At 52.7% G+C, this 26,067-nt stretch carries 22 protein-coding genes; 10 read left to right on the forward strand and 12 right to left on the reverse strand.

Annotated elements, in window-relative coordinates; genetic code table 11:
- Positions 1-128: 128 nt before the first annotated feature.
- The gene (ygfK, locus tag MCJ35_RS15085) at positions 129-3,113 is read right to left on the reverse strand and encodes a putative selenate reductase subunit YgfK (protein ID WP_025486521.1); all 2,985 of its coding nucleotides are present in this window, start codon (positions 3,111-3,113) and stop codon (positions 129-131) included.
- 249 nt (positions 3,114-3,362) lie between these two features.
- The gene (gene ssnA, locus MCJ35_RS15090; protein ID WP_025486520.1) at positions 3,363-4,694 is read right to left on the reverse strand and encodes a putative aminohydrolase SsnA; all 1,332 of its coding nucleotides are present in this window, start codon (positions 4,692-4,694) and stop codon (positions 3,363-3,365) included.
- A 339-nt stretch (positions 4,695-5,033) separates the two neighbouring features.
- Between ssnA and MCJ35_RS15095 the strand changes: the two genes are divergently transcribed.
- From MCJ35_RS15095 to MCJ35_RS15135, 9 genes are all read left to right on the forward strand, one after another.
- Positions 5,034-5,696 carry a helix-turn-helix transcriptional regulator gene (locus MCJ35_RS15095; RefSeq protein WP_008717908.1) on the forward strand — a complete coding sequence of 221 codons (663 nt, stop codon included), beginning with the start codon at positions 5,034-5,036 and terminating at the stop codon, positions 5,694-5,696.
- Between the two features lie 47 nt (positions 5,697-5,743).
- Positions 5,744-6,952 carry a diaminopropionate ammonia-lyase gene (gene dpaL, locus MCJ35_RS15100; protein WP_008717909.1) on the forward strand — a complete coding sequence of 403 codons (1,209 nt, stop codon included), beginning with the start codon at positions 5,744-5,746 and terminating at the stop codon, positions 6,950-6,952.
- A 112-nt stretch (positions 6,953-7,064) separates the two neighbouring features.
- Entirely contained in the window at positions 7,065-8,381 is a 1,317-nt protein-coding gene (locus MCJ35_RS15105; protein ID WP_025486519.1) for a YgeY family selenium metabolism-linked hydrolase, read from the forward strand.
- Positions 8,382-8,692: 311 nt separating this feature from the next.
- Positions 8,693-9,886 carry a knotted carbamoyltransferase YgeW gene (gene ygeW / locus MCJ35_RS15110; RefSeq protein ID WP_025486518.1) on the forward strand — a complete coding sequence of 398 codons (1,194 nt, stop codon included), beginning with the start codon at positions 8,693-8,695 and terminating at the stop codon, positions 9,884-9,886.
- A 139-nt stretch (positions 9,887-10,025) separates the two neighbouring features.
- The gene (arcC, locus tag MCJ35_RS15115) at positions 10,026-10,973 is read left to right on the forward strand and encodes a carbamate kinase (RefSeq protein WP_025486517.1); all 948 of its coding nucleotides are present in this window, start codon (positions 10,026-10,028) and stop codon (positions 10,971-10,973) included.
- Positions 10,974-10,993: 20 nt separating this feature from the next.
- On the forward strand, positions 10,994-12,364 hold the full coding sequence (locus MCJ35_RS15120; RefSeq protein ID WP_025486516.1) for a uracil-xanthine permease family protein: 1,371 nt from the start codon (positions 10,994-10,996) through the stop codon (positions 12,362-12,364).
- A 224-nt stretch (positions 12,365-12,588) separates the two neighbouring features.
- Complete coding sequence (locus MCJ35_RS15125) at positions 12,589-12,930, forward strand: hypothetical protein (protein WP_025486515.1); 342 nt, start codon at positions 12,589-12,591, stop codon at positions 12,928-12,930.
- 27 nt (positions 12,931-12,957) lie between these two features.
- Positions 12,958-13,452: an RNA polymerase sigma factor gene (locus tag MCJ35_RS15130; protein WP_008717915.1), complete on the forward strand. Its 495-nt coding sequence runs from the start codon at positions 12,958-12,960 to the stop codon at positions 13,450-13,452.
- Complete coding sequence (locus MCJ35_RS15135; protein WP_051400689.1) at positions 13,427-14,224, forward strand: anti-sigma-I factor RsgI family protein; 798 nt, start codon at positions 13,427-13,429, stop codon at positions 14,222-14,224. The genes MCJ35_RS15130 and MCJ35_RS15135 overlap by 26 nt, the downstream gene beginning before the upstream one ends.
- On the opposite strand, the gene MCJ35_RS15140 is transcribed toward MCJ35_RS15135, so the two are convergent.
- On the reverse strand, positions 14,221-15,261 hold the full coding sequence (locus MCJ35_RS15140; protein ID WP_008717919.1) for an amidohydrolase family protein: 1,041 nt from the start codon (positions 15,259-15,261) through the stop codon (positions 14,221-14,223). The two genes, MCJ35_RS15135 and MCJ35_RS15140, sit on opposite strands and share 4 nt — an antisense overlap.
- Before the next feature lie 109 nt (positions 15,262-15,370).
- On the opposite strand from MCJ35_RS15140, the gene MCJ35_RS15145 reads away from it, so the two are divergent.
- On the forward strand, positions 15,371-16,246 hold the full coding sequence (locus MCJ35_RS15145; protein WP_025486513.1) for a LysR family transcriptional regulator: 876 nt from the start codon (positions 15,371-15,373) through the stop codon (positions 16,244-16,246).
- Between the two features lie 17 nt (positions 16,247-16,263).
- On the opposite strand, the gene MCJ35_RS15150 is transcribed toward MCJ35_RS15145, so the two are convergent.
- From MCJ35_RS15150 to MCJ35_RS15190, 9 genes are all read right to left on the reverse strand, one after another.
- Entirely contained in the window at positions 16,264-17,007 is a 744-nt protein-coding gene (locus MCJ35_RS15150) for an SDR family NAD(P)-dependent oxidoreductase (RefSeq protein ID WP_240299558.1), read from the reverse strand.
- A gap of 11 nt (positions 17,008-17,018) precedes the next feature.
- Positions 17,019-18,281 carry a lipase family protein gene (locus tag MCJ35_RS15155; RefSeq protein WP_025486511.1) on the reverse strand — a complete coding sequence of 421 codons (1,263 nt, stop codon included), beginning with the start codon at positions 18,279-18,281 and terminating at the stop codon, positions 17,019-17,021.
- A 48-nt stretch (positions 18,282-18,329) separates the two neighbouring features.
- A complete protein-coding gene (locus MCJ35_RS15160; protein ID WP_025486510.1) occupies positions 18,330-19,289 on the reverse strand; it encodes an ABC transporter ATP-binding protein in 960 nt (319 codons plus the stop codon).
- A gap of 3 nt (positions 19,290-19,292) precedes the next feature.
- Positions 19,293-20,273, reverse strand: a complete 981-nt coding sequence (locus MCJ35_RS15165; protein WP_025486509.1) for an ABC transporter ATP-binding protein — start codon at positions 20,271-20,273, stop codon at positions 19,293-19,295.
- Positions 20,274-20,290: 17 nt separating this feature from the next.
- Complete coding sequence (locus tag MCJ35_RS15170) at positions 20,291-21,154, reverse strand: ABC transporter permease (RefSeq protein ID WP_025486508.1); 864 nt, start codon at positions 21,152-21,154, stop codon at positions 20,291-20,293.
- On the reverse strand, positions 21,151-22,110 hold the full coding sequence (locus MCJ35_RS15175; protein WP_025486507.1) for an ABC transporter permease: 960 nt from the start codon (positions 22,108-22,110) through the stop codon (positions 21,151-21,153). The genes MCJ35_RS15170 and MCJ35_RS15175 overlap by 4 nt, the downstream gene beginning before the upstream one ends.
- A 55-nt stretch (positions 22,111-22,165) precedes the next feature.
- On the reverse strand, positions 22,166-23,875 hold the full coding sequence (locus MCJ35_RS15180; RefSeq protein ID WP_240299559.1) for an ABC transporter substrate-binding protein: 1,710 nt from the start codon (positions 23,873-23,875) through the stop codon (positions 22,166-22,168).
- 251 nt (positions 23,876-24,126) lie between these two features.
- Positions 24,127-25,005: a DMT family transporter gene (locus MCJ35_RS15185; protein WP_008717931.1), complete on the reverse strand. Its 879-nt coding sequence runs from the start codon at positions 25,003-25,005 to the stop codon at positions 24,127-24,129.
- Between the two features lie 175 nt (positions 25,006-25,180).
- Positions 25,181-25,954 (reverse strand): SIMPL domain-containing protein, encoded by a 774-nt coding sequence (locus MCJ35_RS15190; RefSeq protein WP_025486505.1) that lies wholly within the window; start codon positions 25,952-25,954, stop codon positions 25,181-25,183.
- Positions 25,955-26,067 lie beyond the last annotated feature (113 nt).

Genomic DNA, 26,067 nt, shown 5'->3' on the forward strand with positions numbered 1-26,067 from the left:
CTTCACCGGGAACTTCCTGCTGCGCCAGGATATGTTTAAAATTCATTCCCGTCAGCTGACGGAACACAATTTTCAAACACACCCCGGGGCTGTCAGACACACCTGCAGCCCCCGGCGCACATTTTCATTTATAACATATAAGAATAATCTTTGATTACAGTTGCAATGATCTTCTGGATTCCGTCCGGCACATCCCCGTTCGCGGAACCAACCGTGTAATCCATCACATTGCCCTGGAGCCTTACCTTGCAGGCGCCGCTCACAGCATCCAGAACCGTGAAGCCCTGGTTCTTGCTGTTTTCCATATCCTTCTCATTGGCAAACAGGGTGAACTTGTCAAGATACGGCGCGCTGTCCCATGGACAGAAGCTCTTACAGTTGCCGCACTCATTACACATATAATCCACATGGATGATCTGGTGCTTCTCCATTCCCGGGACAACCAGGGAAATGTTGGCCCTGTTGGGGCATACCTCTACGCAGTTCTCGCAGTAGCTGTTACAGGACAGGCATCTGGTGCTGTCAACGATATGGTCATTCTCCTCTGCCAGCCTGCCCTTGCGGCCATAGATGGTGCCAGCGTCAGACAGCTTGAACAGGTCTTCTGCCAGTACCTTGCCCACAATTGCCTCTGCGGCCATCTTGCCGTCGCGGATTCCGTCAACAACCGTGGCAGGTCCATACAGGCCGTCGCCAGCCACGTACACGCCCTTCACGCTGGTTTCCAGGGTATCCTGGTTTACCTGGGGACGTCTTCTGCTGTCCAGGGCAATGCCGCATTCCTCGTAGAATGCGCCCGGAACCTTCTCGCCCACGGCTGCGATAACCGTATCAGCCGGCACGGTCACAACCTCGTCCGTCTCCACGACGCCTCGGCGTCCGCTGGCATCATAGTCGCCCAGGACCATCTTCCTGCAGTACAGGGTTTTGTCCTCCAGCTTAACCGGGGCCAGAAGCTCGGCAAATTCCACGCCGTCCTCCATTGCCATCACCAGTTCTTCCTCGTCAGCAGGCATGAAGCGTCTGGTCCTTCTGTATACCAGGGAAACCTTCTCCACACCCGCGTTCCTCTTAGCCGCCCTTGCGGTATCCATGGCAGTGTTGCCGCCGCCGATGACAACCACGTTCTTACCTAAATCCAGCTTGCCGTCCGTTGCCTTGAACTGAGCCAGGAAATCCAATGCATTCATGGTATCCCCTGCTTCCAGCTTAAGGGTTCCCTTATCAGAAGCGCCCACTGCCAGGACAACGTAATCATATTCCTTCTTTAACTCATCAATGGAAGTGATTTCCTTTCCATTCACCATCTCCACGCCCATGGCTGCAACAATCTTCACATCGTTGTCAATGGCTTCATCGGAGATACGGAATCCCGGAATCACGTTGCGGACAACGCCGCCCATCTTTGCTTCCTTTTCAAAGACAGTTACCTTTACGCCGCCCCTGGCCAGGAAGTAAGCAGCCGCCAGTCCTGCCGGTCCTCCGCCCACAACAGCAGCCTTCTTATCCGTGGTCACTGCCGGAGCCTTGAACTTAGACATCACTGCCTCAAAGCCGCCTTCAGCTGCTTCCAGCTTGGTCCTTCTGATATCCACAGGACTCTCGTAGAAGTTCCTGGTACATTTACTCATACAGTTGTGTGCACAGATGGTGCCTGTGATGAATGGAAGCGGGTTCTTGTTCAGGATGACTTCCAGGGCCTGTTCAAACTCACCGGCTCCGGCCAGCTGCAGATAGCGGGTGATATCCTGGTGGATCGGACAGCCTTCCTGACACGGGGCCACGAAACAGTCTGTCAGCGGTACCGGCTTCTTAATCTTCCTGGAGGGAAGGGGTTTTACTGCCTTTACATGGTGCTTGTCGCTCTTGACAGCCTCTACCAGTGCAGCCACCTTATCAGCATCCACGCCTGTGAACGCAGCCGCATCCTTTCCTGCAAAAATCTGGCCGATCTGCTCCAGCCTCTCATAGCCGCCCGGCTTTAACATGGTGGTTGCCATGGTCACGGGCCAGATGCCTGCATCCACGATATCTTCTATATTAAAGTAATCAGCGCCGCCTGAGTAGGAAATGCGCAGCTTGCCGCCAAAGTCCTTAGCCAGCTTCATGGCAACTGACATGGATAAGGGATACAGGGACTTGCCGGACATGTACATCTCTTCGCTTGGAAGTTCATTCTGCTTCACGTCAACCGGGAAGGTGTTGGTAATCTTAACGCCGAATTCCAGTCCCTTCTCATCAGCCAGGGCCTGTAACCTCTCAAGCATGGGAACCGCATCCTCATACTGAAGGTCATCCCTGAAGTGGAAATCGCCGAATGCAACGTAGTCATAGCCCATGTCGTCCATAAGCTTCCTTGCGTACTCATATCCCAGAAGGGTGGGGTTGCATTTGATGAAGGTATGTACTTTCTTCTCCTCAATCAGGTAACGGGCAATGCGCTCAATCTCCTGCGGAGGACATCCGTGAAGGGTGGAAAGGGTTGCGCAGTTGCAGACCTGCGGGGAGATTCCCTCCACATCTTCCTTTGTCACCTTCTCAAACTTGTCAAGGTTATCGAGGAGCCACTGCCTGCACTCATTGAAAACAGCTGTCCCGGATGCATCCTTCATGCCCTCGATGAACCGGTCAATCTTCTCCAGCTTAATGCCCTCCAGGTCATATCCAACAGACATGTTGAACTGGAACCCGTCCATGGCACCAAGGCCGTATTCCTTAGCCAGCACCTTACATGCGAACCATGCTTTCACATACTCGTCAAATGCCTGGGGAACATACAGCTCCGTGGACCACTCACAGTTATAGCACTCGTCATCCGCCTTGATACATGGCTTTGCAACAGGAAGGTCCTCGCCGTCCAGCTTCTGTACGGTCTTCAGTTCAAAGAAACGGCTGCCGGCTACATAAGCCGCAACAATATTCTGGGTCAGCTGGGTGTGGGGGCCTGCCGCGGGACCGAAGGGTGTCTCCAGCTTGCGGCCGAATATCTCATAATTCTTTTCCGGGTCTGCCTTAAAAGGTTTCCTGACTCCGAAAACAGCACCTTTTTTGTGCTCTTTTAGAATCCAGTTCATCAGGTTTCCAAATGGAATGGGTGTCATGATATCGCTCATTTTATTCTTATCCTCCTTATTATAAGCACCAGACCAGGTCCCAGCACCGGACACAAGGGCCGCGGGGCTTAGAAATCCCCCAGGCCAATGTCCTCCATCCGGCTCAGCCGCCCAGGGTATGTTTCCCTGAGGTGCTGATTCCCGCCGCCCTGCAATCAGTTGTTTACTTAATTATACATGCTGCGCCTTCTTCATTATAGAGGAAAGCCTATCCAGGCCTGGAAGGCAGTTCCTTCCATCCGCGCATCCTTAACCGTTGATGGAACGCTCCAGCTTCTTAGCCTCTTCCCTTACCTCATAAAGGATCTTCTCCTCATCCAGGCCAATCAGTTCCCGGTCTTTCATAAGGACCTTGCCGTTACATACAGTGGTGATGACGCTCCTTCCGGTCATTCCGAACAGGATGTGTCCGTTGATGTTGGAAGCATCCATCGGTGTTAACGGGATGTAGTCGGTTACGATCACATCTGCGGCAGCGCCTTCCTTGAGCACACCGAGAGGCTTCTTGAAGTAACGGCCCGCAATCTTTGCATTGCCCTCAAAGAGCATCTGGGGAACCTCGCCCCATGCCGCGTTGGCATCGCACAGGTGATGCTTATGCAGTACATTGGCCACCTTCATGGACTCGGTCATGTCATGTGTATAGCCGTCCGTTCCAAGACCGGTTAAAATACCCCTGTGCACGATCTCCATGGTTGGAGGGCATCCGCAGGCATTGCCCATGTTGGACTCGGGGTTATGTACGACCATGGTATCCGTATCCTTAATCAGATCCATCTCATGGGAATTTACATAGATACAGTGGCCTAACAGTGTCTTGCTTCCTAAGATATTGTTGTCCATGAGACGGTCCACAATCCTCTTGCCGTACTTCTTAAGGCAGTCGTGAAGGTCCTCAATGCCCTCAGCCACATGGATGTGGTATCCCACTTCGTCAGGCTTGTTGGCCGCTGCCAGCTCCATGGTCTCATCGGAAATGGTAAACTGTGCGTGCATACCCATCATGCCTGCCAGCATGTCTGTCCCATCAGCCAGGGCATGCTTGATCCAGGCCGCATTCTCCATAACGGCAGCCCTTGCCTTGTCCATGCCGTCCCTGTCCGAAACCTCATAGCAGAGGCAGGTCCTGATACCCATCTCCTTGGCAGCATCCTCGATGGCAAAAAGGCTGTCGTGGATCTCGCCAAAGCTGGCATGATGGTCAAACACAGTGGTGACGCCGTTCTTGATGGAATCCAGATAAGTGGCCCTTGCGCTCTGGCGGGTCTGCTCGTTGGTCAGATGGCGGTCAATGGTCCACCACATCCCGTCCAGGATATCCAAAAATCCTTTCGGGTTATATCCCTTAATAGAAAGTCCTCTGGCCATGGCGCTGTAGATGTGCTCATGGGTATTGATGAACGCCGGCATGATGACGCCCCCCTTGGCGTCAATGAACTCAGCCTCCGGGAATTCCTTCTTCACTTCTTCCAGTGTCCCTACTTTCTTAATCACATTCCCGTCCATTGCCACCGCGCCATTCTCAATGAATGGATTAGCGGCATCCCTTGTCACCAGACGTCCGTTCCCAATAACTAACATAACCTCTCTCCTTTTCTTTTATAGAATACTTTAAATGAATTATATGTGTCAGACAGAAACAATTTGTCCTAAATCCCATCTTAAAACCATAAACTTTAATAAGATAGAACAGGACTTCCTGTAACCCTATACTAACACCTTATAACCCCATTTGCAAGCATAAAATGCAAAATTTTTTAGATATTCTAAATTTTTTTGTAAAAACCTCTTGCAATTCATTTTTTTTGTGCTATGATGGAATCATAAACAACGCGTCACAACATAGCGAAATGTTTATTGTACAAAGTAACCAGAAACTGATTGGAATTTGAAGAGTCCGAAGAAAGGAAGAAGAAAGCTATGGCATACACACTAGACCTTTTAAAGCAGCTTGCTGATGGCCTGGCAAGGCAGTTCGGACCAGACTGTGAAATTGTGATCCACGACCTGGCAAGGCATGACCTGGAACACTCCATTGTACATATCAATAATGGGCACGTGACCAACCGCCAGGAAGGCGACGGACCCTCCAAGGTAGTTCTGGAGACCCTTCACAAGGATCCGGCCACTTTAAAAGACCATCTTGGATACCTTACCCGTACATCCAACGGCAAGATACTGAAATCCAGTACCTTTTATATCCGTAATAAGGAAGGCGATTCCATTGATTACCTGCTTTCCCTTAATTATGATATAACCGGACTGATGACCGTGGACCGTTCCATCAAAGCCCTCATCGATACCGAACCCCAAGCGGACGTGAAGCAGCAGCCCGAACAGATTGTCCACAATGTCAATGACCTGTTAGACACCCTGATTGAACAGTCGGTGGCCCTTATCGGGAAGCCGGCCGCCCTTATGAATAAGGAGGAAAAAGTAACTGCCATCCAGTTCTTAAACGATGCAGGCGCCTTCCTTATCACTAAGTCGGGTGACAAAGTTTCCAAGTACTTCGGAATCTCCAAATTCACTTTGTACAGTTACATTGACGTTAACAGCCGCAAGGCAGATGATAAGAAATAACATTATAATCATAAACAGCAACACACATACAAGGAGGATTATGTAATATGGATCAGAAGATTCAATGGGCGGTCAATCATATGCCAAAGACAGATGATAAGAACCTGCCGATCATGGGCCTTGAGGAAATCGGAAAGGCAAGGACCTTCCACGAAAGCTTTCCTCAGTACAGCAAGACACCACTTACAAAGCTGGACCACATGGCTGAGTACCTGGGAGTAAAAGAGATTTACTTAAAGGATGAGTCCTACCGCTTTGGCCTGAACGCATTTAAAGTACTGGGCGGTTCCTTCGCAATGGCGCGCTACATTGCCAGCGAGACAGGCAAGGATGTGTCCGAGCTTCCTTATTCCGTCCTCACTTCTGACCAGTTAAGAAAAGAATTTGGCCAGGCAACCTTCTTCACAGCCACAGACGGCAACCACGGCCGCGGCGTTGCATGGGCAGCCAACCGCTTAGGCCAGAAGGCCGTTGTACATATGCCTAAGGGTTCCACCCAGACACGTCTTCAGAACATCGCAAAGGAAGGCGCACAGGTAGACATCCAGGAGATGAACTACGATGACTGTGTACGTCTGGCAGCCAAAGAGGCGGACGAGACAGAGAGAGGCGTGATTGTGCAGGATACTGCATGGGACGGCTACGAGGAGATTCCGGCCTGGATCATGCAGGGCTACGGAACCATGGCCATGGAAGCTGGCGAGCAGTTAAAGGAATACGGCTGTGAGCGTCCGACCCACATTTTCGTACAGGCAGGCGTCGGTTCCCTGGCAGGCGCGGTTGTGGGTTACTACTCCAACCTTTACGCTGATAACCCGCCAACCTTCGTTGTTGTGGAAGCGGAAGCAGCCGCATGTCTCTACAAGGGCGCTGCTGCTGGCGACGGCGACATCCGCATCGTGGACGGCGACATGGAAACCATCATGGCCGGTCTTGCATGCGGCGAGCCCAACACCATCTCCTGGGATATCTTAAAGAACCATGTAAAAGTATTCATCGCTGCCCCTGACTGGGTAGCTGCAAACGGCATGCGTATGCTGGGCGCTCCCATTAAGGGCGACGCACCTGTTACATCCGGTGAATCCGGCGCTGCTCCATTCGGCGCACTGGCAGCCGTCATGACCATGGATGAGTACAAGGATTTGAGAAATGACATCGGACTGGACGGATCTTCCAAAGTCCTGCTCTTCTCAACAGAAGGCGATACGGACCCTGACCGTTACAAGAACATTGTATGGAAAGGTCTCGATAAATAAGCAATAAAGCATCATCCAATAAACCCAATCACCACCGCTGCCCCGCGGTTCACCCCCGCCGGGCGGCACCACCACAATATGAATGCAAATGTATATGGAGGAAATGAAAACAATGAGTCTGGATTACGCAAAAATCAAAGAAGCAGCACAGAATTACGAGAAGGACATGACCAAATTCTTACGCGATATCGTTAAGTTCCCAGGTGAGAGCTGCGATGAGAAGGCACACATCGACCGCATCGCTGAAGAGATGAGGAAGCTTGACTTCACCAAGGTTGAGATTGACCCCATGGGCAACGTACTTGGCTACATGGGAACCGGCAAGACCTTAATCGGCTTTGACGCCCACATCGATACGGTTGGTATCGGCAATAAGAACAACTGGAACTTCGATCCATACGAAGGTTATGAGAACGACACCGAGATTGGCGGACGCGGCGTGTCTGACCAGTGCGGCGGTATCGTAAGTGCTGTTTACGGCGCTAAGATCATGAAGGACCTGGGCCTGTTAAGCGACAAGTACACGGTTCTGGTAACCGGTACGGTCCAGGAAGAGGACTGTGATGGTCTTTGCTGGCAGTATATCATCAATGAAGACAAGGTACGTCCTGACTTCGTTGTATCCACAGAGCCTACTGACGGCGGCATCTACCGCGGACAGAGGGGACGTATGGAAATCCGTGTTGACGTCAAGGGTGTTTCCTGCCACGGTTCCGCCCCAGAGCGCGGCGACAACGCAATCTACAAGATGGCCGATATCCTTCAGGATGTACGCGCACTGAACGAGAATGACGCTGCTGATGACAAGGAAGTCAAGGGCCTTGTGAAGATGTTAGATGAGAAATACAATCCAGAGTGGAAGGAAGCCAACTTCTTAGGACGCGGCACGGTTACCACCTCCGAGATTTTCTTCACCTCCCCAAGCCGCTGTGCAGTTGCCGACTCCTGCTCCGTATCCCTTGACCGCCGCATGACTGCCGGTGAGACATGGGAGAGCTGCCTGGATGAGATCCGCGCCCTTCCTGCTGTTAAGAAATATGGCGATGATGTTACTGTTTCCATGTATGAGTATTCCCGTCCTTCCTACAAAGGACTTACATATCCAATCGAGTGCTACTTCCCAACCTGGGTCATCCCGGAAGACCACGAAGTCACCAAGGCCCTGGAAGATGCTTACAAGAACCTGTACGGCAATGAGCGTATCGGTGTTGCCGCTACCGAGGAAATGAGGAAGGCACGTCCTCTCACAGACAAGTGGACCTTCTCAACCAACGGCGTTTCCATCATGGGACGTAACGGTATCCCCTGCATCGGCTTTGGACCTGGCGCAGAGGCTCAGGCCCATGCCCCCAATGAGATTACCTGGAAGCAGGATCTGGTTACATGTGCGGCTGTTTATGCGGCACTGCCGACTGTGTATTGTAAGTAAGGAATATCATTATTTTAGATTATTGTCCGCAGGGTGATTTTTTGGCTGCCATTCAGTGTGGTTTTGCCATCCCGCTGGTCCGCAGTGCCATCTTCTTGGCCTGTGGGGCGGCCAAGAAGCATAGGGCATACGCCCTATGAAAAATAAAATATAACTGCATCCTGCTTATTCGTAAACCATTTTCCATGAAGTCCTAGTGACCTGTTTTATTTCGGCGGCTTATGCTGAAAGCCGCCGAAGGATTACAGGCCCGGGCACCCAGACATTGAAACCAAAAAATATAAATAAATCATATTAAAGGAGTTAATCAAATGAAAACATTACAGGATTACATTGATAAGTTAAGCAGCCTCAATTTCAAGGAAATGTACGAGAACGACTTCTTCCTGACCTGGGAGAAGACCGATGAGGAACTGGAAGCAGTATGGACCGTTGCCGACGCCCTGCGCTACATGAGGGAGAACAACATTTCCACAAAGGTATTTGAGAGCGGCCTTGGCATCTCCTTATTCCGTGACAACTCCACACGTACACGTTTCTCCTTCGCTTCCGCATGTAACCTGTTAGGCCTGGAAGTCCAGGATCTGGACGAGGGTAAGAGCCAGGTTGCCCATGGTGAGACTGTCCGCGAGACAGCTAACATGATTTCCTTCATGGCTGATGTCATCGGTATCCGCGATGATATGTACATCGGCAAGGGCAATGCTTACATGCACGAAGTGGTTGACGCTGTCACACAGGGCCACAAGGACGGCATCCTTGAGCAGAAGCCAACCCTGGTTAACTTACAGTGCGATATCGACCATCCCACACAGTGTATGGCTGATATGCTGCACATCATCCATGAGTTCGGCGGCGTAGAGAACTTAAAGGGCAAGAAGTTAGCCATGACATGGGCTTACTCTCCTTCCTACGGCAAGCCGCTCTCCGTTCCTCAGGGCGTTGTAGGCCTGATGACACGTATGGGTATGGAAGTTGTCCTGGCTCATCCGGAAGGTTATGAGATCATGCCTGAGGTTGAGGAAGTTGCTAAGAAGAACGCAGCAGCTACCGGCGGTTCCTTCCGCGTATCCCATGACATGGCTGACGCATTCAAGGATGCTGATATCGTATATCCGAAGAGCTGGGCTCCGTTCGCAGCCATGGAAAAGAGAACCAACCTGTACGCTGAAGGCGATTCCGAGGGAATCAAGGCCCTTGAGAAAGAACTGCTGGCTCAGAACGCAGAGCACAAGGGCTGGTGCTGTACCGAAGAACTGATGAAGACCACCAAGGACGGCAAGGCCCTGTACCTGCACTGCTTACCTGCTGACATCAACGATGTAAGCTGCAAGGACGGCGAGGTTGAGGCATCTGTATTCGACCGTTACCGCGATCCCCTGTACAAGGAAGCAAGCTACAAGCCATATGTAATCGCTGCCATGATCATGTTAGCTAAGTTTGCTGATCCAGCTGAAATCTTAAAGAAACTGGAAGAAAAAGGAACACCAAGAGTATTCAAATAAATCCCAAACCTAGTCGTAGTACATTGTAGGGGCTGCCGGACAACGGTCCTGCGGCCCTTTTTGTCTCCAAAATAAGTTGTATTGTGCAAATAACAATGCGGGATACCCTCATATCCCGCCTGTAAAGGGGAATTTCACTATGGAAAACAAGAAAAAACGTATTGTCATCGCATTGGGCGGCAACGCACTTGGCAACACACTTCCTGAGCAGATGATAGCTGTTAAGATTACCGCTAAGGCTATCGTGGACCTCATCGAAGAAGGTTGCGAAGTCATCGTAGCCCATGGAAACGGCCCGCAGGTCGGCATGATCAACAATGCCATGGCTGCCCTGAGCCGCGAGGACGCAAACCAGCCAAACACTCCCCTCTCCGTCTGTGTGGCAATGAGCCAGGCCTATATCGGCTATGACCTTCAGAATGCCCTGAGAGAGGAACTTTACAACCGCGAAATGTACGATATCCCGGTTGCTACCATGATCACACAGGTGCGTGTGGATGCAGAAGATCCTGCATTCGACACCCCCAGCAAGCCAATCGGCCACTTCATGACCGAGGAACAGGCCAAGATTGCATCCGAGAAATACGGATACATCATGAAGGAGGACGCAGGACGCGGTTACAGACGTGTGGTTGCTTCTCCAAAGCCAGCTGAAATTGTTGAAATCGGCGCTATCCGCTCCCTGGTTGACTCCGGTCAGCTGGTCATCGCTTGCGGAGGCGGCGGAATCCCGGTTACCCGTCAGGGCAATCATTTAAAGGGCGCCAGCGCTGTTATTGACAAGGATTTTGCCAGTGAGCTGTTAGCAGAGGAACTGAACGCTGATTTCTTAATCATCCTCACTGCAGTAGAAAAGGTAGCTATCAACTTCGGAAAACCGGAAGAAAAGTGGTTGGATAATCTCACACCGGACCAGGCCAAGGTATACATGGAAGAGGGACATTTCGCCCCTGGCTCCATGCTGCCAAAGGTTCAGGCCGCTGTGAAATTCGCAGAGTCCAAAGATGGACGTACTGCACTCATAACCTTGCTTGAAAAAGCAAAAGAGGGAATCCAAGGACTGACCGGAACTCAAATTCACCAATAAGCCCAAGGAGGAACTTAAATATGAATCAGGCAGGTAATCAATCAGCTTTATTTGACTATTATGGAAAACCCAGTTTTTCCCAGGCGTTCCCACTTGCAATGCAGCATGTGGTGGCCGCAATCGTGGGGTGCGTAACCCCCGCCATTATCGTATCAGGAGCAGCAGGGCTCAATCCCACTGATAAAGTCTTTTTAATACAGGCAGCCCTTGTTGTGGCAGGTTTAGCCACACTATTACAGCTTTTCCCCATCGGCAATAAGAACGGTCTTCATATCGGAGCCGCCCTTCCTGTCATCATGGGTGTGAGTTTTGCTTATGTCCCCAGCATGCAGGCCATTGCAGGCCATGAAAGCGGGCTGGGGGTTCCGATGATATTAGGCGCCCAGATTGTAGGCGGCGTGGTGGCAATCATTGTTGGTTTTTCCATTAAGAAGATACGCAAGCTGTTCCCGCCGTTAATCGCCGGTACTGTTGTGTTTACCATCGGTCTTTCCTTATATCCCACTGCCGTCAACTACATGGCAGGCGGAGCCGGCAAGCCCCTGGCAAGCGAAATCGGTAAACTGGGCTTTGGCTCATGGCAGAACTGGACAACTGCGTTGATTACTTTAGCCGTTGTCACCGTTTTAAATCATTTCACCAAAGGTATCCTGAAACTGGCCTCCATCCTTATCGGCGTGATTGTGGGTTATGCCGTTGCCCTGGGATTTGGGCTGGTTGACTTCAGCGGCGTTGCCTCGGCTGGTATTTTCCAGTTCCCGACCCCGCTGCACTTTGGGGTAATATTTGATCCTTCTTCCTGTATTGCAATCGGCCTTTTATTTGCCATCAATTCAATCCAGGCAATCGGTGACTTTTCCGCAACCACCACCGGCTCCATGGACCGTATGCCGGAGGACAAAGAATTACAGGGAGGTATTGTGGGTTACGGTATCTCCAATATCATAGGCGCTGTGCTGGGCGGGCTTCCAACCGCCACCTACAGCCAGAACGTAGGAATCGTAGTGACCACCAAGGTAATCAACCGCATCGTTCTCGGAATGGCGGCTGTCATCCTGCTGGTTGCAGGCCTGATTCCCAAGTTCTCAGCAGTCCTGACCACCATTCCCCAGTGTGTACTGGGCGGCGCTACCATCACAGTATTCGCATCCATTGCCATGACCGGCATCAAGTTAGTCATGACAGAGGACATGAACTACCGCAATACTTCCATCGTAGGCCTTTCCGTAGCATTAGGAATGGGCGTTACACAGGCAGCCAATTCCCTGGCAGCATTCCCTGACTGGGCAACCACCATCTTTGGTAAGTCCCCTGTTGTGGTTGCAACCTGTGTGGCAATCCTGCTGAACGTAATCCTTCCAAGGGATAACACGGCAGCGAAAAAGAATTAATCCTCTAATTGTATGTAATGGTACAGCTAGTTTATAATGTTTGGAAATGCCTCTGGCCTGGATTCGCGGCCGGAGGCATCTTCATGTTCCCCTTTTTCCTATTCCCAATATCCGTTTTAAGCATGTTTTTGCAATTCATAACAGAATTTCAATCATCCTGAAAGGATACGGCCTTCACAATCGTATTATGGATGAGACACTAATTAAGAAGGAGATTGAAAATCATGAAAATCAGGACTATAATAGCAACAGCAGTAACAGGAATCGTATTAATGGCAGCAGGCAGCAGCCTTGCCTTTGGCGCGGACTGGACGTGTCCAAGGGGCTATGGGGACTGTACCAGCTATGAATACTGCACCACCCATGACCATGGGGACTGTGACGGACACTGGTCTGAGGAAGGCGACTGGGTGTGCCCGGACGGGACCCACAGCTATAGCTGCTCCTCTTCCACCGCTTCCTCCCCATCCGCCGCTTCCGGCAGCAGACGCGGTCACCACGGTGAACACAGGCAGGGCGGTCAGGGACATCACGGCAGCCATGGATGCGGGACGGGTCGCAGATAAGCATATGCCATACCAGATGGAGAAACAATGCGGCAGGAAACAGATGTAGAGCAGGCAATCGAGCAGTATGCTGACATGATAAAGCATATCTGCCTTGTCTATATGAAAAATGAAAGCGATACAGAGGACGTGTTTCAGGATGTGTTTTTGAAATACGCCCTTTTTTCTGAACCCTTTGAGTCGGAAGAACATAAAAAAGCCTGGCTGATTCGTGTGGCCATTAACCGGTGCAAGGATGTGCTCCGAAGCTTTTTCCACAGGAATACATGTTCCCTGGACGAGGCCATGGCCGTGGCCGCCCCTGACAGCGGGGACTTCTCCCATGTGCTGGAGGCCGTCATCCGGCTTCCTGAGAAGTATAAGATCCTGGTGTACCTGCACTACTACCAGGGATATTCCGCCGTGGAGATTGCAGGCATCCTGCACAAAAAGGTGAATACCGTATACACGCATCTGGCAAGGGCCAGGGCAGAATTAAAAGACATGCTGGGAGGTGATGAAGGTGAAACAGGAAATCCGTAAGGCATTTGACGCGGTCCGGTGCGAAGACGGACTGAAGGAACGGACACGTGACCGTGTAATACGCAGGATGGGACAAAAGCAGCCAAAACCTGCCCTGCGCCGGATGAGACTTGCCGTGTCCCTGGCGTGCCTGCTGGTGTTTGCCGGAAGCGGATTCGGCGGATACCAGCTCTACTATGCGGAGGCAGCCACCATCAGTATTGATGTGAATCCCAGCATTGAACTGGGAATCAACCGGTGGGGAAGGGTTGTGGAGGAAGTCCCCTATGGCAGGGACGGTGAAATGGTGCTGCGCCAGGTTTCCCTGCGGCATCTGGAATATGAGGAAGCCCTCAACCGCCTGCTTGGCAGTGAGGTCATGCAGGACTACCTGAAAAAAGACGCCCTGCTGTCCATCACACTGGAGAACAGGGGCGGGGACGGCATTTTACTGGAAAACCTCCAAAGCTGTGTGGACACCACCCTCAAACAGTGCCACAGCCAGGCCAGGACAGAATATGTCAGCGTGGACGGCCACATGTGCCAGGAAGCCCACAGCCTTGGCATGTCCGTGGGGAAATATCACGCCATACAGGAACTTCTCACCGCGGACCCGCAGGCCACCCTGGACGAGTTCAAGGATAAGTCCATGAAGGAAATCAAGGGACATACGGAGCACTGTGGGCACAAGGCACAGGAAACAGGGGAAAAGGAAACAGGGGAAAAGGAAACAGGGGAAAAGGCAGCCGATGGCTGCCATAATAAGGGGCATCACGGAGGGCGGGAGGACTAACAGCCCTCAATCCCATAAAGCCTCACGGCATTCCTCCAGAGGATGTCCTCCTTCTCTTCCCCTGATATATCCAGACTTCTTATGAAATCAGGCCCGTCCGTAAGCCATTCCATGCGCACAGGGTATGAGGAGCCATAGATGATATGGTCTGAACCAAGTACCCTTACCGCGCCCTCAAGCGCTTCCCTGCCCCATGGCTGCGCATGGCTGGTCTCAAAGAACAGGTTCTCAGATAGATACCGCTCCATCTCATCCCCGTTATCCTCAAAACGTCTTACCTCATCCTTTCCCACCGACCTGGCAGGGACCATCATGTTCCGGAAGGCAAAGAAGCCGCCGCCCAGCATGGAATGGACCATCTTAACATGCGGGTATTTCCCGAACATCCCGCTCATCATTTCCCTGCACACGGCCGTCATCTGGTCGGCACAGCGGCCGTAGGACCTGCGGAGGTTGTTATATGCCAGCAGGGAACCATGGTCAACCGGCAGCGGGGTATGGTGGACGTAAACCGTCATCCCGTACGCCTCCAGCCGTTCAAACAGGGGGGCAAAGGCTTCATCGTCCAGATACAGCTCCCCATAATGGGCGCTCATCTGTACGCCCTTCATTCCCAGTTCCTCATGGCATCGCTCCAGCTCCCTCAAGGACGCCTCCCCGCCAAAGGGAGGTATGACCGCAAGAGGGACCAGACGCCCATGGCTGCGCACACCGTAATCCGCCATCCCATCATTGAAAAGCCTGGCCATGTCAAGGCCCATCCATTCATGGCAGCAGGGTACCTTCATGACCGCCCGGTCAATACCGGCCCGGTCCATGTCCGCAAGCTGTGTATCAAAATCATAATCCCCCTCCGCATAATTCACGCCTGGGCAGCCTGCGGGGCGCTCGATGACGATTTCCTTTCTTCCGTCATTGTCCCGGACCCGTCCCAGGGTTCCATAAGCCCGGGGAATATCTGCCAGGAACGTTTGGAGCAGCCTGTCATCCTTGAACACCTGTTCCGGGAACCAATATACATTTGCATCTATTACCATCTTACGATACCTCTTTCTCTTGATTCATGGCTTGCGGTTTTTAGCAGAAAACCTTATAATGTTTAGGAAGGTATCTCACTTTTAACCGAATTAATACAGGAGACCATGAATGGATATTGACTATATACATGAATTCGTTGTTCTGGCCGGGACCGGCAACTACATGGAAGCCGCGGACAGGCTGTTCCTCACCCAGTCCTCTCTCACCAGGCATATACAGAAGCTGGAAGCCGACCTTGGCGTCACACTCTTTGACCGCACCACCAGGCGCATTGAACTGAATCAATACGGCAGGCTGTTCCTTCCCTATGCGGAGCAGATAGCGCTGCTGCAAAAGGATTATACCACGGCCTTCTGCAACGAACTGAACCGTGAGCGGGGCACCATACGCATTGGCGCCATTCCCGTGATGGCCCAGTACCATATCACGGATATCCTTGCCCGTTTCCAGCAGGAGAACCGGAATTACATGCTGGATATCCAGGAAGCGGATTCCCTGCAGCTGATCCAGATGCTCCGTGAGGAAAGGATTGACTTTGCGGTCATACGCGAATCCGATGACGCATCCAGCTCATTCAGGAAGATTCCCATTACCCAGGACACCCTGGCAGCCCTGATGCCGAAGAACCATCCCCTGGCCGGCAGTGGACATATTGAGCTAAAGCAGCTTTACCGCGATTCCTTCCTGCTTCTTGGAAGGGACACGTTCATGTATTCCCTTTGTGTCCGTGAATGCCGTACGGCCGGCTTTGAGCCTCATATCGCATTTACCAGCAACCGGGTGGACAATATCATCGGACTGGTAAGCAAGGGCATGGGCGTGGGACTGCTTACCAAACGGCCTGTCATGTCAGCCAACCACTCCGACATCGCGGTCGTGGATGTCCTTCCCGCCATCACCACCACCATCAGCCTGGCCTATCTGCCCGATAAGAAGCTCACAGCCCCCCAGCAGCAGCTGGTCCAGCTTTTTGAGAGCCTGTAAGTGCACAGGCTCCTTTTTTATCCCATAAACAGCCCGCCGTTAAGGCGGAGTACCTGCCCGGTCATGAATCCTGCTTCCTCGCTTGCCAGATAACACACCACAGCCCCAAACTCCTCCGGTGTCCCATTCCGTCTTACCGGTATCCGGGGGACCAGCGTCCGGTTGTCCAGCTCGTCTTCCCCTTCCGGCGCATGGTCATTCTCCATGCCGCCCCTGGCAATACAGTTAACCGTTATGCCCTGGACGGCCAGCTCCCTGGCCAGATACCTGGTCATGGAAATCACCCCGCCCCTGGCAGCACATTCTAAAAGTCCTTCCTCTAAAAGCCCGTTTTCCGCACCTGTACCGGACACCAATATGACGCGCCCCGCCCTGCTTTTCTTAAGATAGGGGATTGCCTTCTGCACCATGGTAAAGCTTCCGGTGATCTGATGGTGGAGCTTCCCGTCCAGTTCCTCCTCCGTTATATCGGATAAATCCTGACGGCGCGCCGCCGCGCCCTGGTTCGGTATGATCACATCCACTGAACTGAATCTCCGGTATACCTCACCATAGACAGCCCCATCCCCGTCCTCATTGCTAAGGGCAATGCATGTCCCGGGATTATCTTCCACTTCCGCAATCAGCCGTCCCGCATCTGCCATGTTGTGGGTTACCATCACCACATTCATCCCGGCCGCGGTCAGCATCCTGACCGCCCCGGCCCCCACATGGCCCGTTGCCCCGGCAATGACTGCCGTACGTCCCTTTAATGTATACATACCCATCTCCGTCATATGAACCGTCCATTCTGGTCAATCCACGAGTCTACAAAGTCAAACAGCACCTTAACCGTATCCCCGAACTGCCCCGGATATGTCTCCGCCTCATAAGCCGGGGTGAAATTATGTCCGGCCCCTTCCACAAAGCCAAGGGTCTTATCCGTGCTTCCCGCCCGCTCATATATCACCTCGGACGCCAGATATTCATAGCTTCCCGTCATCCCCATGACAAGCATGGGAACATGGATTCCCGGCACATTGGAGGGTGGGCAGCAGTAGCTGGAATCCCAGTCAATCCCGTAAACGCCGTCTTCCCCCACCCGGAAATCCTCCGTGGTCCGGACGGCCTGGGAACGCAGATATGTCTTGACCGTGGTCATGACCCCGCCGCACCTGAGGGAACCTGTATTCTGCTGTCCCGGGCGCGACACCCTGACGCTGGGCACCACCTGCAGCGTGATGCTGCCATCCCCATGCAGCAGGGGCCACTCCTTCTTTGTATGGGACAGCAGGCTGAGGTCCTGGGGAAACAGTTTGTTGTTAGGCGCAATCTGGTTGGCGCCCGGAATCACCATAGGCTCATCATCCGAGTACGCCCCCCTTCCCTCCTCAATATCCCTGAGCCGGTTAACGGCATGTTCAATCAGCCGGTTGCCCCGTTCCCCCTGGGCCTTATAAAACCTGCGTTTAAACCCTTCGCTGTAATGGGCGCCGTCCGGGTGGAACCCATGATCCATGTTAAATAAATCCAGCCCCGGATCCCGTCCGGCACCCCCTGACTCCTCCATGACGGCAGGATCCAGGCTGAAGAGTGTCATGGCCCCGTTGCCAAAGTTGGAATCCAGGAAAACCACCCCGTCCGCAGCAGGCAGTGTCTCAATCAGCCCGCAGGGAATCAGCTTTTCAGGCCCCTGGAACACCTCCACGCCGTTTTCAGCCACGCACTGGTATGCGCTCATAAGGGTGGCGCCGCCGCTGTGGCCCAGCAGAAGTACCTTTTCAATACCGGGATAGCCCTTTAAAAATTCCACGGCAGCCTTCACATTCAGCAGCTTATCGTCCAGCGTTGATTTGGCATCTACCACCGTTGCAGCCAGGACGCGGTATCCCCGCCTGGCCAGTTCCGGAGCCGGTAAAAATCCCAGATAGCTTTCATCTGAATGCATCAGCACAATGCCGATCTGGCTTTTCCTGCCCAGCAGTTCCGGTTCATACAGCAGTCCCGTCACCCTGTCCGGCAGCGGTACAAATGCGATTCTATAATTATCAGACATATAAGACCTCTCTTATTTTCCTTTTTAGATTACCAGGGAGTACAATCCCTAGAGCGTGTTTATCTCCGCCACACGGCAGCAGGACACAAAATGACGGTCAGAAACCATGGTCAGCTGCTGCGGTTCCCTGCACGCCTCCTTTGCATAGGGACATCTGGAATAAAACCTGCATCCCGGCTTCGGGTTGATGGGCGAGGTAATCTCCCCCTTCAGCGGAAGCCGCTTCATGGGATGGAGGATATCCGTGGACGGGATTGCCGAAAGCAGCGCCTTTGTATACGGATGCAGGGTGTGTGCAAACAATTCCCTGCTGGGCGCCTTCTCCACCAGCTGCCCCAGATACATCACGCATATATTGTCCGAGATATGCCGCACCACGGAAAGGTCGTGTGTGACGAACATATAGGCCACCTTGCTCTTCTCCTGCAGGTCCATCAGCAGGTTCAGCACCTGGGCCTGGATGGAGACATCCAGGGCGCTGACCGGCTCGTCGCAGACAATGAACTCCGGGTTCAGGGCCAGTGCCCTGGCAATCCCCACCCGCTGGCGGCGTCCCCCGTCCAGTTCATGGGGATAGGAGCGTCTGAGCCGCTCATCCACCCCCACCAGGTCCATCAGGCGGTTGGCCTCATCCCGCAGTTCCGCCTTGGAATGAAACCTTCCCGAATGCTCCAGAGGTTCCATGATGGTGGATTCAATCCGCATGCGGGGGTTCAGGCTGGAATAGGGATCCTGGAACACAATCTGCATCTGTTCCCGCACCCTGCGCAGTTCACCCTTGCGTACATGGGTGATATCCTGGCCATTTAACAGGATCTGCCCCTCCGTGGCCTCCTGCAGGCGGATTATGGTGCGCCCCAGGGTGGATTTACCGCATCCCGACTCCCCCACTACCCCAAGGGTCTCACCTTTTTCAATGGAAAATGATACATCATCCACCGCATGGTTGGTTCCAGCAGGCACTTTGAAGTATTTTTTCAAATGTTTTACTTCTATCAGGGACGGCATACACTAATCCTCCTTATGTTTGAGACCGCATCTGCAAAAATGCCCGGGTGCAATTTCTCTGAATTCAATTTCCCCTTTGCCGCATCCGCCCTTTGCATGGGGACAGCGCGGTGCAAATGCGCAGCCCTCCGGCAGGTCCGTGGGGTCAGGCGGGGAACCTGCAATGGGTTTTAACCGCCTTACATCTGTATTCATGCCTGGCAGTGACTGGAACAGGCCAATGGTGTATGGGTGGGACGGATGGAGGAACACGGCCTCTTTGCTGCCATATTCCAGGATCTGCCCCGCATAGATCACTGCCACGTAATCACTTGTCTCCGCCACCACCCCCAGGTCATGGGTAATCAGCAGCATGGACGTGTTATATTTACATTTCAGGTCCTTAATCAGATCCAGCACCTGGGCCTGTATGGTGACGTCCAGGGCCGTGGTTGGCTCATCGGCCAGCAGCAGGTCCGGGCTGCAGGCCAGGGCCATGGCAATGACAACCCTCTGCTTCATGCCGCCGGAGAACTCAAAGGGGTATTCCCCAAACCGCTCTGCCGGGATACCTACCATCTCCAGCATATTGGCGGCCTCCTCTTCCGCCTCCTTCCTGGTATAGCCATTGTGCAGCAGAAGGCCTTCCACAATCTGTTCCCCCACCGTCATGATGGGGTTCAGGGCCGTCATTGGGTCCTGGAAGATCATGGCGATTTTCTCACCCCGGATTTTCAGCATTTCCTCCTCCGGTTTTTTTAACAGGTCCTCGCCCTCCAGGATGATTTCCCCACTCCTGAGCCTGGCGGGCGGATTGGGCAGGATTCCAAGGATTGCCTTGGCAATGGTGGTCTTGCCCGCGCCTGTCTCCCCTACCAGGGCCAGCGTCTCCCCCTTATCCATGTCAAAGGAAATGCCGTTGACCGCATGAACCGTCTTCCTGCCTGAGGTATAGACCACATCCAGGCCGCGCACCGAAAGAAATTTTTCTGTTTTCTCATTCATTTCCACAAACTCTCCTTTCAACTGCGCAGCTTCGGGTCCATGGCGTCGCGAAGCCCGTCGCCAATCAGGTTAATGGCCAGCACGGTCAGCGCAATGACAATACCAGGGAACATGATTAAATGCGGGTAATTCAAAATGTGGGTGCGGGCATCCGCCAGCATGGCTCCCCACTCCGGCGTAGGCGGCTGTACCCCCAGGCCGATGTAGGAAAGGGCGGCAGCCATGGTGATGTTCATGCCTATGTTCATGGTGGCGTCCACGATGACCGGAGATACCACATTGGGCAGTATATGGCGGAACATGATGCTCAAATGGGAGCAGTTGATGGATTGGGCCGCCTCCAGGTAATCCTTGGAACGTTCGGAAAGAATCTGCCCGCGGATCAGACGCACATCAATGGGCACGTTGCCAATGGCCAGCGCCAGCACGGTATTGAAAAATCCGGCGCCCAGCACAGCGGAAATCAGGATACACAGCAGCATGCCCGGCAGGCTGGACCAGATATCCAGAAACCGCATGATGACAGTCTCTGTCCTGCCCCCGAAATAACCGGCAATACTGCCTATGATACATCCCATGACCGCGCTGAACAGTGCGGCGCAGATGCCAAGGGCAAGGGAATAGCGTCCGCCGTAGAGCAGACGGCTGAACAGGTCCCGTCCCATTGCATCCGTGCCGAAGATATGTCTTCCTGAGGGTGTAGCAAACATATTGGCCAGGTCCATTTCATTGACGCCATAGGGCGCCAGCAGGGATGCCGCCGCACAGGATATGGTAATCAGGGCAAGAAGGATGACACCCACCCTTGCGCCTTTATTTTTCCAGATTCTTGCAAATGTCTCTGCAAGCAGCGATGATCCGCCCATACCATTCATTTTCATGCTTTCACCGCCTTTCGGGCTTTACCGCCGGAATACTGCGCCTTGATACGCGGGTCAATGAATGCGTAAATCAGATCCACTGCCAGCATGACCAGGGCTGTGAAAACCGCAAAGAACAGGACGCATGCCCGGACCACCGGGTAATCGCGCATATTGATGGCGTTCAGCATGTAAAGACCCACGCCAGGCACTGAAAAAACACTTTCAATCACAGCCGAACCTGCCACTATCCTTGCAAACCCGGCCCCGATGGAGGTGATGATGGGCATCAGCGCATTGGGAAGCATGTGCTTTAATACCACCATTTTCTCACGCTGTCCTTTTGCCCTTGCGGTTGTGATATAATCCTCCCGGAACACGCCCAGCATGCTGGCCCTTGTCTGGCGCGCATTGACCGCGATTCCTCCCAGGGCGCTGCAGATGATGGGCATCACATAAAACTGGGGACCTCCGATGCCATAGGAAGGAAGCCAGCCAAGCCTGGCTGAAAAAAGCAGGATCATCATCAGGGCCACCCAGAAATCCGGGCAGGAGATGAAGATCATGGCAATTGCCATGGTAAGGGAGTCCTGCCATCTTCCCTCGTGGGTTGCCGCGAAGATTCCAAGGTACAGGCCCAGGCCCAGGTTCAGCACCATGGCGCAGACCCCGATTAATATGGTCCTTGGAAGGCGGACCAGCATTTCCTGATAGACCGGTTTATCATAAACCCAGGAATTGCCGAAATCAAACCGGATGAATGTATTGTAAAAATAGTCTCCAAGCTGTACCAGATACGGCCTGTCAATCCCCATCTTAGTCCGCATGAGAGCAATGTCCGACGCGGAGGCATTGCCTCCGGCAATCACGATAGCCGGATCGCCGGGGGTAAAATAGAGGATTGTGAATATGATGAATGCCGTACCAAGCACGATTACAATCATCCAGAGCAGTCTTTTCAATATATATTTTCCCATATGTCTCACTCCGATTTTTGAAACCTGCCTGATTCACAGGAACTGTTTTCAGGAACTAGTCAAGGTAATAGTCGCATGCCCCGGGAAGCAGGAATTCACTTTCACGGTAAACCAAGGTTGCAAAATCCTTACTGTACACCGCGTTCATCTGCGGCATGCACAGGGCGTGGTAGTAGGCGTTTTCTACAATATAGTCATGTACCCTGGTCATGTTTTCCTCGTTGTGCCCGTCAACCGTATTGGCGGTCATGAACAGCTCCTGCAGTTCATCATCATGGAGGAATGCCATGTTAAATCCGGTGCCGAACTCATTATAGTTGATTGGACGGTTCCACTCCCCCACCTGTGTGCCGCCTCCGGGGTTCCAGAGAAGGATGTCCCATGCATCCGGATTGTTCACATCAGACTGGACCAGCGCGCTTTCCTTGGCATTGATTTCCACATTGATCCCGGCCTGTAAGAGCAGGGCCTGTATCATGGTCATGATGCTCTTGATATCTTCCCGGTTAAAGCCTTCCAGCCTCAGGGTCTCGCCGTTATAGCCGGACTGTTCCAGATATTCCTTGGCCTTTTGGAGGTCATATGTATTCATATAGGTTTCCGTGCTCTCCCACACAGGATAATAATCCTCAAAGAACGGGGTGCCGAATGCCCTGGCTGCAATGGATGTGCCGGTGGCTGCCGCAATTGCTTGATTGTCAAGGGCATAGAAGATTGCCTTTCTCAGATTGACATCGCTCATCAGGTTGTTTTCAGAGCAGTTGGGAATCAGGGTATACAGTTCCGAACCCTGGGTCACATATACGCCATACCGGTCCGCATACTGTCCGCCCTCTGAAAAATCCTTCAGGTTCTCTGCCGGGACAGCCTGTGAATACTGAATCTGGTCCGTGCTCAGTGCAATGACGTGCTGGGATGCCTCTGCAATGATGTCATACTCAATGGTCTCCACATTGGCTTTGTGGTTTGAATCCCTTAATTCCGCTGTCTGCCAGTATTTATCATTGGCTTTTAAAGTCAGATGCGCGCCGGAAACATATTCAGACACCACATACGGCCCTGTCCCGATTGGCTTGTCCGCAAAGCCGCCGATTTCCTCATAGGATTTCTGGGAAACCACCATGGTACGGCACCAGGGCCATTCCAGGGCGCCCACCTGTACCACGGGACCTGTCCATGTGTATTCCAGCGTGTAATCATCAATGGCCTTGACGCTGTCAAAAATATCATACTTTACGGCATTTCCCGAATCCACCAAAAGGCCTGTGGAGAATACCACGTCCTGTGCCGTGATATGATTGCCCGCGGCATCGTAGATGTTGTCGTGGAGGGTCACCCTTGTATGGGTTTCATCCACATCCTGGTACTCCTTTGCCAGGATAGGGATATATCCGCCTCCCCTGAAATCAAACAGCGCCTCATAAATATTATAATAAATGTACTGCTTGCTCTGGTCGCCCGCCCAGGTATACGGCGCAAGGTCCTGGGGGTCACTGGACAGGGCAACGGTCACCTTCCCATACCGTTCATCTGAATCCGCCGTGGTCTTCCTGCTGCTGTCCGCCTTGGGCGCTTCTGACGAGGCAGCCGGCGCCTCTGCCGGTGCAGCCCCTGCCTGCGCGGCGGTTCCCCCTGTCCCGGAAGCACTGCCTCCCGGACTGCCTGGATTGCCGCCCCCGCAGCCTGCCAGTGAAACCGCCATTGCGGCTGCCAGCGTCATTGCCGCCACACGCTTAGCCATGTACTTACCCCATTTTTTTTGCATTGTCGTACCTCCCATTTTTTGTTACACTGTTATTTTGCAGACATTTTGTACAAAGTACATATTTCAATGTAGTTTTATTTTAGTATATCCATGGATAATGTACAAACCGTATTTGAAGTTGATTTATGCAGTTTGTGCAATTATCCCTGGAGAGCACAAAAAAAGCAGCCTGAGGAAACAGGCCGCTTTGATTGCTATACTCAGATTTCAGATGCCGGCTCATTCCCGGCTGCGTTTTATCCATACTTACATTACCTGTGCAGGAACATGTCCTTCTCCATTACGCTGACAATAATACCCATGCAGATCAGAACGCCGCCCACAACAAAGTTCCATGTAAGGACCTCCCCCAAAAGGACCACCCCCAATACAGCGGATGTAAGGGGCTGTAGCGGGTAAAACATGGAGCACACGCTGGCGTCCAGAAGCTTAAGCCCCATGTTCCAGAGTGTGTGGGCCACCGCAGTTCCCACTACCCCCAGGTAAATGCAGGCAAGGACAGCGGACCCGGTCAATACGGGCGGTGTTTTTACCGCTTCCACCATGGCGCACGGAACCGTGAAGATAAGGGCAGCCCCCAGCCCGTACAGCGCAATCTGGACCGGGTCATATCCCCCGGAAACCTTCCTGATGGCCACGGAAGCAGTGGACCATAAGAGTACGGAGCAGACAGAGGCCGCCAGCCCTGCCGCGTTCACTGACGCGCCTCCCACCCCCAGGATGATGTATACCCCCGCAATCGATATGCAGATGCTGGCAATATGCCGTTTACGTATCTTTTCCTTCAGGAAAACAGCTGCCAGAAGGGATATGGTAATGGGATTCATGCCGTTAATCAGGGAGGCCAGGGATGCATCCAACAGCTTGGTTCCTATCAGCTGGAACGTAATGGAAACAAAATATCCCAGCCCGCCTACAATCCATATGTATTTCCAGTCCCCCTTCTGTACGGTGCGCCTTGTCTTTCTCATGTGCAAAAGCACGGTAAGGCACGCGCCCGCCACCAGATACCGGAAACACAGCACGGTAAGAGGCCCCATGGACGCCAGGGCGTATTTGCTTGCTATGTAAACACTTCCCCATATAAAACATGTAATTATGACATATAAGTAGCCGATACGGTTTTTCATTTCACGCTCTCCTTTTCCCCGTCATCCTGTCCGGAGCCAACAACTGCAATCATAATATATCTGCCGGAAAATATCAATATGGAATTTCCGATTATGTGCCATTATGGGCCGGGCCGGGGAACCAGGAAAACGGCGCCGGGAAAATAAATCTCCCGGCGCCGTCCCATGACCATGCTTATTGGATTGTAAAGTCCACTGTTACCTGCGCCTCCACGCTTACTTCCCCCGGCATCACAGCCATGTCAGCCGCTGCCGCGGTTCCCGCCGCCTTGCCTGGACCGGAACTGTTATAGGATGCATATCTTGCATTTGGATTGTATCCGTATTCCTCCACATGGGAAACGCTGCCAACGGTCTTGCCGCTAGCCTCTGCCAGCGCATCTGCCTTGGCCCTGGCCACTGCCATGGCTCCCTTTAACGCCTCCTGGTAGCTTGCGTCATAGCTGCTGGAAAAGTATGTAACGGAATCAATTCCATTGACGCCTGCCGACACTGACTCTGCCAGGATGGTTCCCGCCTGGTCGATGGGGATATCCGAAACCGTCAGCCTTGTGGTCATCTCATATCCTGTAACCGCCTGGTCAGATGAGTTCCAGTCATGGATGGGGTTCAGCCCATAGGATGAGGTCTGGATGGATTTCTCCTCCACCCCAAGGGATTTCAGCTTCTCAATGGCTGCATCCAGATTCTTTGCATTCTCTGACTGGCACTCGGCAGCCGTGTCCTTCTTGGTATAGATGGAATATTCAATTTCCGCCATGTCCGGTACCACCTTCACCTCTTCCTTGCCGATGACGGTGATTGTATTGCTTGCCGCGTCCACGTTCTGCACCTTGATGGTGTCCGGTATCTGTGTCCCTGTGCCGCAGCCTCCCAGCCCCAACGCCGCCGCTGCCACTGCTGCGGACAGGCCTGCTGTATAGATGGTCCTCTTCATGTTTATCTTCATTATAAATGCCTCCCTTCTTCCATGCCATGGAAGATATTTTTTCTACATCCTTATATTACCAGAAACATCCGGCCATGGTATTTCTTTTCTCTTAAATAATAGGTTTTATTTGT

This window comes from Enterocloster sp. OA13 (genome assembly GCF_022440595.1).
GTDB lineage: Bacteria > Bacillota > Clostridia > Lachnospirales > Lachnospiraceae > Enterocloster > Enterocloster hominis.